Source organism: Arthrobacter sp. Hiyo1 (assembly GCF_001263615.2).
Lineage (GTDB): Bacteria > Actinomycetota > Actinomycetes > Actinomycetales > Micrococcaceae > Arthrobacter.
Genome location: NZ_DF952468.1, coordinates 1 through 8,929, shown reverse-complemented (window position 1 = coordinate 8,929; position 8,929 = coordinate 1). Strand labels below are relative to the sequence as shown.

Genomic DNA, 8,929 nt, shown 5'->3' with positions numbered 1-8,929 from the left:
AGCGAGAACCTCCAGCACAACGCTGGTGCTCGATCACGCCAGGCGGACCGCCGCAGTCGACGGGACCCGGTGGAACTGACGGGAGACGACCGGACGCACTATGGGGTTCGCCTGCCGGACGGACAATAGCAACTGGAATTGCGATGATCACGGACGACAGGGTCGGCTTGCCGGCGGTCGTGTCGGTTTCCCCTTAGCCTGAATCCACCGGTGAGCTGATTGCGGGCGGGACTCGTTTGAATGGGTTTACGGCGGGAGGGCATGACTGTTGCCGGGCCTCCCTGTCCGGATGTTCCACATTGGTTCCGTTTGGCCGATTGGCTGGAAGGGCGGGGTCAGGCGGGCTGCGGCGGCGGGTATGCCTTATTGAAGACGGTGTTCCATTCTAATTCCCAGAGCCATGCTGTGAACTCTAAGCAAGTCCCATTTTCCTTGAGAAGACAGGCATTTCCGGTTTAAACCGCCGACCGCCCCCGTACCTCACCGGTGGATTCAGGCTTAGTCGAGATGGACGTCAAGCTTCTACGCGACTGTGCCATTCCATCCCCCTGCCCACACAGTAGCCCCAGCAGGCACGAACCGCCAGCGCAGCCTCAGCGCTGGCGCGGCGCCGCGCTACCAGAGGGAGGGCGGGTAAGCGACATGACGGGCTGGTGGACGGGGACCAGCAACCCGCCCACGGGTTCTTCACTTCCGACGGCGGCTCCCAGCGTTCCGATGGTGTGAATCCCCCACGACGGGGCTATGGCCGAAAAGGAACGACAGGTGGCGGTTTGAGTGGTGATTGCTCGAAATTGAGTGGACGGCTCACCAACACTCAGTGGCGTACGGCGAGGCACGTTTGCCTTCCCGGGGTGTCCCCAGCGTCTGCAGATAGTAATCTTAGGACCAGTGCAACGCTGCCGCCCACATCCCGGATTGGCTAGAGGACGGTATGCCCCTTACCCGCAACCCCGAAACAGAGACCGCGCCGCCTAGGCGAAAGAAGCGGCTGCTCCTAAGGTTACTGGGAGCTATAAGCGCCTTCGTGATCGTCTGGGCCGTTGTTGGGATCTTTCTTTATGTGGCCCCGCCCGCGGACCAACCCAAACACGCGGATGTGCTGTTCGTGCTTGGGCCGCCTGACCAGCGGATCGGCTACGCAGAACAGCTGATGCAGCAGGGGTATTCGCCGACAATTGCCGTATCAAGCCCAATAGGCAAAGACGGAAAATTCGAAGCGGGCATATGTACCGCCCAGCGCCCTTATCGAATTATCTGCTTTAACCCCGATCCGTTCACGACACAAGGCGAAGCACGGGAACTGAAAAACCTGTCGGACCAATACGGATGGAAAAGCGCGAACGTCCTCACAGCCCAGTTCCATGTGACCCGAGCTAGGGTGATCGTCAGCCGCTGCTACGGAGGGGACTTGCACATGATCGCCCAGCACAGGAGCTTGCCGCTGGTCTCCTTGAGCAGACCCACCTCCTCTTGGGCGTACCAGTACCTCTACCAAACCGCCGCTTTCGTCAAGGTTGCGATCCACCCGGACTGCTGAAACGCCGATTTAGCTCGCACTCACAAATCCGCCAGCACCGTCCCCGGGTTCTCGATCGCATCCGCAACATACCGCAGGAAACCGGCAGCCGTCTCTCCATCACAAACCCGGTGATCGAACGCGAGCGTCAGCTCGGTGACCTTGCGGACAGCAACCTGCCCGTCCACTACCCAGGCTTATCGATGATGCGGCCCACGCCAAGCATCGCCACCTCGGGATAGTTGATGATCGCGGCGGAACCGTCCACTCCGAACACTCCGTAGTTGTTAAGAGTGAAGGTGCCGCTCGCCAACTCCGTCGGTGTGGCCTTGCCGTCGCGTGCGACGGCGGTGAGCCGGCGGATTTCGGCATTGAGTTCGCGGGCATTCAACAGATGGGCGTTGCGGACCGACGGAACAACGAGTCCGCGGTCCGTCTGTGCGGCGAAGCCAAGGTTGATGCCGTCGAATGCGACGACCTCTTGGATTTCACCGCCGGCTGTATCCTCCGCCGTGACGAACCGGGTGTTCAGCTCGGGGAATTTTTTCAGCCCGGCTGTGACAAACCGGGCGATGAACGCGAGCAGCCCGGGAGTGCCGTGCGGATCGCGCTTCTTGAGTTCTGCACGCATCTCCAGGAGGGCAGTGGCGTCCACGTCTACCCAGACAGTTGCCTCAGGGATCTCGGACCGGCTGCGGGTCATGTTGGCCGCGACAGCCTTCCGTATTCCGCGGACCGGAGTGCGAGATGCCACGTTCAAGCCGGTACGGGCATCCTGGACTCCGGTGGAAGGCTGGACAACGGCGGGCACCTCAACGGGGGCGGTCTCGCGCGTGGCCCCTCCGATGGCAGCCTCGATGTCGCGACGCAGGATGAGCCCGCTCTCCCCCGAACCAGGTACTGCGTCCAGGGAGACCCCATGGTCCCGGGCCATCTTCCGCACCAAGGGAGAAATCACGGCAGAGAGCTTCCCTGGAATCCGCGTGCGGGACAGCGAGAGTTCGGCAAAGTCGGGCTCCGAGGTCACGGCAACGGCAGAGCCGGCGGACACCTTTCTCGGCCGGGTACGGCGCCCTTCGCCGCTTCCGGATGTGCCGTAGCCAATGAGAACGTTCCCGGATCCGGCTTTCTCTTCGGTCCGGTAGCTTTCGGCAGCAGCGTCGGCCGAGGGCGCCGCAGGGACCTTTTCTACCGCAGGCTCAGGATCAGCAGCAACCGAAGCGTCGACGGGAGCCACCGAGATCAGCGGCCGCCCGACGTCCAGCGTTTGGCCGGCTTCGCCGTGCAGCACGGCGACTATGCTGCGTACGGCGAGGGCACCTCCACCATGGATTTGGCGGTTTCAACCTCGGCGATCGGCTGATCCACGCGGATCTCGTCGCCCACGGCCACAAGCCAGTTGACGAGTTCAGCTCGGTGAGGCCCTCGCCCAGGTCCGGAAGCAGGAACACCTGCATTTCTGCGCTCATGGTCAGTTCTCCCATTGAAGGTCGTCAACGGCGTCGAGGATGCGGTCGACGCTTGGCAGGTAGTAGTGCTCCAGCTTCGGAGCCGGGTAGGGGACGTCGAAGCCGGTCACGCGGCGGATCGGCGCGGCAAGGTAGTGGAAGCAACGTTCCTGTACCCGGGCCACAATTTCGGAGGATACGGAAGCGAAGCCGTGGGCCTCGGCAATGACGACCGCTCGGCCGGTCTTGCGCACGGAGGCGCAGACGGTTTCGTCGTCGAAGGGCACGATCGAACGGACATCAATCACTTCAAGGCTGCGACCCTCTTCGGCAGCCGCGGACGCAGCGGCAAGCGCCGTTGGGACCGAGGGGCCGTAGGCGATGAGCGTTGCATCAGTGCCGGGACGGGCGACGGCGGCGCGGCCCTCGCTGCTGGATCCTGTCGCAGCGTTCGTGGCGTGCTCGGTGCGCAAGGCGCCAAGGTCGACTTGATCTTTCGACCAGTAGAGCTTCTTGGGTTCCATGAACATGACGGGATCGTCGGAGTCTATGGCCTCGCGGAGCATGCGGTAGCCGTCTGCTACGGTCGCCGGCGTGTAGACCTTCAGCCCTGCGGTGTGGGCGTAGTAGGACTCGGACGAGTCGCAGTGATGTTCCACGCCGCCGATTCCGCCGGCATACGGGACGCGGATGACCATGGGCAACTTGACGGCACCCTTGGTGCGGTTGTGCATCTTGGCGACGTGGCTGACGATCTGTTCGAAGGCCGGGTAGGCGAAGGCGTCGAACTGCATCTCAATCACGGGACGCATTCCGTTCATTGCCATACCTACCGCCATGCCCACGATGCCGGATTCGGCAAGCGGGGTATCGAAGCATCGATGTTCTCCGAATTTCGCCATGAGGCCGTCGGTGATCCGGAAGACGCCACCTAGGCGGCCAACGTCTTCACCGAATACCAAGACGGAAGAATCGGCCTCCATAGCGTCCGCCATCGCGGTGTTGAGAGCCTTGGCCATGGTGATGGTCTGCGGACCGGAGGCTTCGGCGACTGCGGCTGCGCTGGCTGCCGCACTGGCGGTGGCGGAGCTGACGTCACCGGTTGCGGCGTGCTCGGTGGCCTCAGAGGATGTGGTGACGGCGGGGCTCATTTGCCTGCCTCCTTCTGGCTGGATGCCTCACGGGCGAGTTCGTCGGCGAGCAGGGCGGACTGCTCCTTCAATTGCGGAGTGGGGGTTGAGAAGACGAAGCGGAACAGATTCTGAGGGTCGACCGGGACGTCTTCCCCCAGGCCTTCGCGTAGCTGCGAGGCAACGGCTTCGGCTTTCGCCGCGATTCGTGTCGAGCGTCGTCGTCGAGGAGTCCTCGGCCCGTGAGATAAGACGTCATGCGGCTGATGGGATCCTTGGCCGTCCACTCGGCCACTTCGCTATCCTGCCGGTAGCGGGTGGCGTCGTCGGCGTTGGTGTGGGCCTGCATGCGGTAGGTGTGGGCCTCGATCAGGAGCGGGCCGGAGCCTTCGCGGGCCAGTTTCACCGCCCGGTCCAGAACGGCAAGCAGCGCGACCAGGTCATTGCCGTCAACGCGCTCACCGGCCATGCCGTAACCGACGGCCTTGTGCGCCAGCGATGGTGCCACAGACTGTTGGCTCAGGGGCACCGAGATCGCGTACTTGTTGTTCTGTACGAAGAAGATGACAGGCAAGTGGAAGACAGCGGCGAAGTTGAGGGCTTCGTGGAAGTCCCCTTCGCTCGTGGCACCGTCGCCGCACATTGCCAACACCACGGTGTCTTCGCCGCGAAGTTTGGCGGCATGGGCAACTCCGACGGCGTGGAGCAGCTGGGTGGTCAGCGGCGTGCACTGAATGCCGACCTTGTGCTTGGTGGGGTCGTAGCCGCCGTGCCAGTCGCCGCGGAAGATGGTCATGGTCTCGACCGGGTCAACGCCACGGGACATGACCGCCACGGCGTCGCGGTAGGTGGGGAACAGCCAGTCGCCTTCGCGGAGGCACAGCGCAGCCGCTACCTGGCATGCCTCCTGGCCGTGGCTGGACGGGTAAACGGCCATGCGGCCCTGGCGGACGAGGGCGGAGTTCTGGTCGTTGACGCGGCGCCCGACAACCAGTTGTTCGTAAGCCGCCATGAGTTCGGCATCGCCGGGGATGGGATATTCGTGACCGGGTTCGGTGCCCTGTTCAGCTTCAGGCTTGAGCACGCCGGAAGGATCGACCATTTGGATCTGATGGCGGGCAGGCAGCATGTAGTCTTCCACACTGATTCCGAACTTGCGCCGCACTTCGGAAGCTTGATCGTTTGCTTCGGTGTCGTCCGGCCGAGCGTCAGCAAGACCCTGGGCCTCATGGTCCGCGGAGATCGTCATTGGTCCGTCCTTCTGTATCCACTATTTGTCACCAGTATGTTCCCTAGCGAAGTTTCGTATCCAGCTGTGGCCAGAATCGTGGAAAAGCTTGCCGGAAACCTCTAGTCTGGAAGACAAATCGCAAATGTGAACTGGCTAACGGGCCCACACTGTGGACGAATTGGAGATGCGATGGCCGAGGTCGAAAGCGACCAAGCAGAAGTTCCCCTTGACCAAGTGGACAGGGACATCATTGCCGAGCTCACACGGGACGGCCGGATGTCGGTCACCCAGGTGGCGGAAAACGTCCACATCAGCAGGGCTCACGCGTATTCGAGAATTTCGCGGCTGACGGGCGAGGGCGTGCTCACTAAGTTCACCGCGCTGGTGGACCCCATCAAGGCCGGTTTGAAGTCATCGGCGTATGTCACGCTGAAAGTGCAGCAGCACTCCTGGCGCGAGCTCCGTGAAGAGCTTCGGCTCATTCCGGAGGTACAGCACATTGCGCTGGTGGGCGGTGATTTCGACGTCATCCTGCTGGTCCGCGCCACCGACAACATTCACCTGCGCAGAGTCATTTTTGACCAGCTCCAGTCGATGCCCGGCGTGCAGGATACGCAGACGTTTTTGGTGTTCGAGGATCTCGATACTCGTTGAAGCTAGCGCATGATCTGGCTTCATGCCGGGACCAACTCATTTGAAGGCCAACAAAACCGCTCTCTTAAACTTACCGACTCTGCCGCGAGTCAGGAAACCCCGGCTCCCCCGGCATCGATGTGACGCCCAGGCGCCCCATTCTAGAGTGATCGAAACCTACCCTCTCAACGCAAGATAGACCACAGCACCCGTCGCGCACGCCAGGAGAATGAGCCCCATTGCTTTGAGGATCCTGCCAGCCTCCTTTTTTCGGTAAGGATTAATATCGATGTAGTCGGGCAATATGTTCTCCATCTCGACCAAACTGAGCTTGTCTTCTCCAACAAGTATCGGCAATACGTCAAGTCAAGTTAGAGAGCTGCCTAGATCGGTGGTGCGCAGGCTTACCTCTGCGTCGCTAAAGACGACGGAAGTACGGGATCCCTCGCGACCGTGGATCTCTAGGTTCAGGCCCTGCGCTCAACAGCCGCGGCAGGGAGCTAGCTTGGCAAACCCCTGAGACTCAACCTTCCGCGGAAAAAACAAACCGGGGGTGACACGCACAGGACTTCACTGATCCACCCAGCCTCCTCCCCCCAGGCGTCGCTTTCGTGTGCGGAATTGCGGCCCTTCCGGACCGGTAGCACAACCCGGTAGCGCAACAAGGGTGGCGTCAGAACCCGCTCGGAACAGGCCTCGAAAGAACTGTGCAGCCGAACGTGGATTTGCTGGCCAGGAACGCAGGTAGAATATCGCTAAACACACTTGAACTGCTATTCCGGATGCAAGGCACTTGCCTGCAAATGGCGATCAACAGGGGGATCCCGGTTTGGACTTCAGCGATTACATGCGAGCGCTTCGCCGCAATTGGGTTTTGATTGTCGCGGCGACCCTGAGCGGCCTACTGGTCGGTGGTGGCATTGCGGCTCTCACTACACCAACCTATACGGCCGAGACACAACTTTTCGTGGCTATACAAAATTCGGGTTCAGTTCAAGAACTTCAGCAGGGCAACTCCTTCGGTCAAGCACGCGTGCAGTCTTACGTCAAAACCGTAGGCTCGCCAGCGGTCCTCCAGCCAGTCATTGACACACTAGGCTTGCCCGTGACCGCAGAAGAGCTAGCCGTCCAGGTCAAAGCGAGCACCGATCTGAACACAGTGCTTATCAACATCGCCGTATCCGACCGATCTCCGGCACAAGCTTCTGCAATAGCTCAAGCTGTCGCCGACAGCCTGATAAAGGTCGTTGACAAGTTGGAGCGACCAAAGACCGGTGGAACGTCGCCCGTCAGTCTGTCCATAATAAAGCCGGCTGCCGCACCGACGGCCCCGTCTGCGCCAAACAGTCGGCTGAGCTTGCTGCTGGGTCTCGTAATCGGGCTGGCGCTTGGTGTGTCCGGGGCAGTGCTGCGGACCAGGCTGGATAGCCGAATCCGCGGAGAAGCGGATCTCCGACTTGTCACCAGCCATCCGCTCCTTGGCGGAATTACCTTCGACCAAGACGCGTCGAAAAACCCTCTTCTAACTCAGGTCGCCCCTCAAAGCCCCCGTGCAGAGTCGTTCCGCCAACTTCGGACAAATCTTCAGTTTGCAAATGTATCCGGCAAAGCCAAGAGCGTCTTGGTGACTTCGTCCTTGCCGGGCGAAGGCAAGAGCACGACAGCCACAAATCTGGCGATGGCGTTGGCACAAGCTGGTCAAACAGTGTGTCTGGTCGACGCCGACCTTCGCCGTCCGATGGTCGACGATTATCTGGGCCTCGATCGCAACGCGGGTCTCACCACCGCACTTATTGGCTCCGCAGACATAAACGACCTGCTGCAACCTTGGGGTGAAGACCCGTTCTACGTCCTAACCTCGGGCCAGATTCCCCCCAACCCGAGTGAGTTACTCGGTTCCCAAGAAATGAAAAACCTCATTGAACGCCTTGAACAAGCTTTCGATACGGTCGTGATAGATGCTCCCCCGCTGCTCCCGGTCACCGACGCAGCCGTGCTCTCGCAGCATGTTGGTGGCGTGGTGGTTGTAGTGGGCACGCAGAAACTAAAGCGACAGGACTTGGAGAAGGCCCTCAAGGCCCTCGAGCTTGTGGAGTCAAAAGTGCTGGGCGTCGTCCTAAACCGCCTGCCTTCAAAGGGTCCGGATGCCTATTCCTACAGTTACTACGGCAAAGAAGACCTACCCAAGGCTGCTTCCACAAAAACTCGGGGGCGCGCTAAGAAGACAAAGCCGGCGAAGTCTTCTGATGTAGTGGGCGGCAATCCGACGCCATTCGATGAAATAGCCTACGTGCCAGGTTCTCGGACACCTACGGTTTTCTCCGGAACAACAGTCGACAATTCGTAACCATTACTGTAGCGCCGATGAAAGAAAATAGGTTCCTTCACAGATGAACCAGGCTAGGGCGGTTTAAGTCGCGATCGGCCCCTAGTGCAGACCACCAACGAGATCTCGCCGCTTCCCGCCTGAACGGCAGACTGGTGATCTGCAGAGTCACAGGTCTGTCCGGAGGGCTTCGTGCGGTTTCCAGGGTCCCCGAAGCCTCTTTTGATTCCTGCCGCACGCCTTGCGACAGGGTCCGGGCAGAAGCTGCCCGGATCATCGCCGATACGGGCCGGCCGACGAACATGGGTGCGCTTGGTCTCGACCAATACGTCTGGTCCCACATCGATCGATCTCCAAGCGCCGGTATCGAGGCCCTCCACGGTTCGTGGTGAATGAACTGCTGCTGGATGTTCATGCCGCTGTTCTTGCGGCACGGCGCAAAAGGATACGCGTTTTGTAGTTGTTCGGGTTGGTGAATCCGCGGCCTTTTAACCGGCCTTCGCGTCCGGGTCAAGCTTGGGTTTATTGCTGTCAGGCCTTTAGCCGGTCCAGGTGTTTCTGGAGGCTTGTGATGACGCGGGCGTGCCTGGCCACCTCGCTGTCCCAACCGCGCTCGAGCGCGTCATCTCTGAGTTCGGTTTC

The 8,929-nt window shown here is 60.8% G+C and carries 4 protein-coding genes and 2 pseudogenes; 3 read left to right on the top strand and 3 right to left on the bottom strand.

From position 1 onward, the window contains the following. The first annotated feature begins 1,027 nt into the window (after positions 1-1,027). On the top strand, positions 1,028-1,540 hold the full coding sequence (locus AHiyo1_RS00030; protein ID WP_172465446.1) for a YdcF family protein: 513 nt from the start codon (positions 1,028-1,030) through the stop codon (positions 1,538-1,540). Positions 1,541-1,560: 20 nt separating this feature from the next. On the opposite strand, the pseudogene AHiyo1_RS00025 reads toward AHiyo1_RS00030, so the two are convergent. The 3 genes and pseudogenes from AHiyo1_RS00025 to AHiyo1_RS00015 all read right to left on the bottom strand — a co-directional run bounded on the left by AHiyo1_RS00025 (position 1,561) and on the right by AHiyo1_RS00015 (position 5,346). Next, positions 1,561-3,003, bottom strand: a pseudogene (locus AHiyo1_RS00025) (dihydrolipoamide acetyltransferase family protein). Next, positions 2,991-4,118, bottom strand: a complete 1,128-nt coding sequence (locus AHiyo1_RS00020; protein WP_059387196.1) for an alpha-ketoacid dehydrogenase subunit beta — start codon at positions 4,116-4,118, stop codon at positions 2,991-2,993. The pseudogene AHiyo1_RS00025 and the gene AHiyo1_RS00020 overlap by 13 nt, the downstream one beginning before the upstream one ends. Further along, positions 4,115-5,346: pseudogene (locus AHiyo1_RS00015) on the bottom strand (thiamine pyrophosphate-dependent dehydrogenase E1 component subunit alpha). The gene AHiyo1_RS00020 and the pseudogene AHiyo1_RS00015 overlap by 4 nt, the downstream one beginning before the upstream one ends. Positions 5,347-5,517: 171 nt before the next feature. Here AHiyo1_RS00015 and AHiyo1_RS00010 point away from each other — a divergent pair. After that, positions 5,518-5,982 (top strand): Lrp/AsnC family transcriptional regulator, encoded by a 465-nt coding sequence (locus AHiyo1_RS00010; protein WP_059387195.1) that lies wholly within the window; start codon positions 5,518-5,520, stop codon positions 5,980-5,982. 808 nt (positions 5,983-6,790) lie between these two features. Then, positions 6,791-8,308, top strand: a complete 1,518-nt coding sequence (locus tag AHiyo1_RS00005; RefSeq protein ID WP_084784252.1) for a polysaccharide biosynthesis tyrosine autokinase — start codon at positions 6,791-6,793, stop codon at positions 8,306-8,308. Positions 8,309-8,929 lie beyond the last annotated feature (621 nt).

Bases quoted from the DNA above. Each gene is read 5' to 3' on its own strand.
- AHiyo1_RS00020 (WP_059387196.1), bottom strand. From the start codon at position 4,118: ATGAGCCCCGCCGTCACCACATCCTCTGAGGCCACCGAGCACGCCGCA.
- AHiyo1_RS00010 (WP_059387195.1), top strand. From the start codon at position 5,518: ATGGCCGAGGTCGAAAGCGACCAAGCAGAAGTTCCCCTTGACCAAGTG.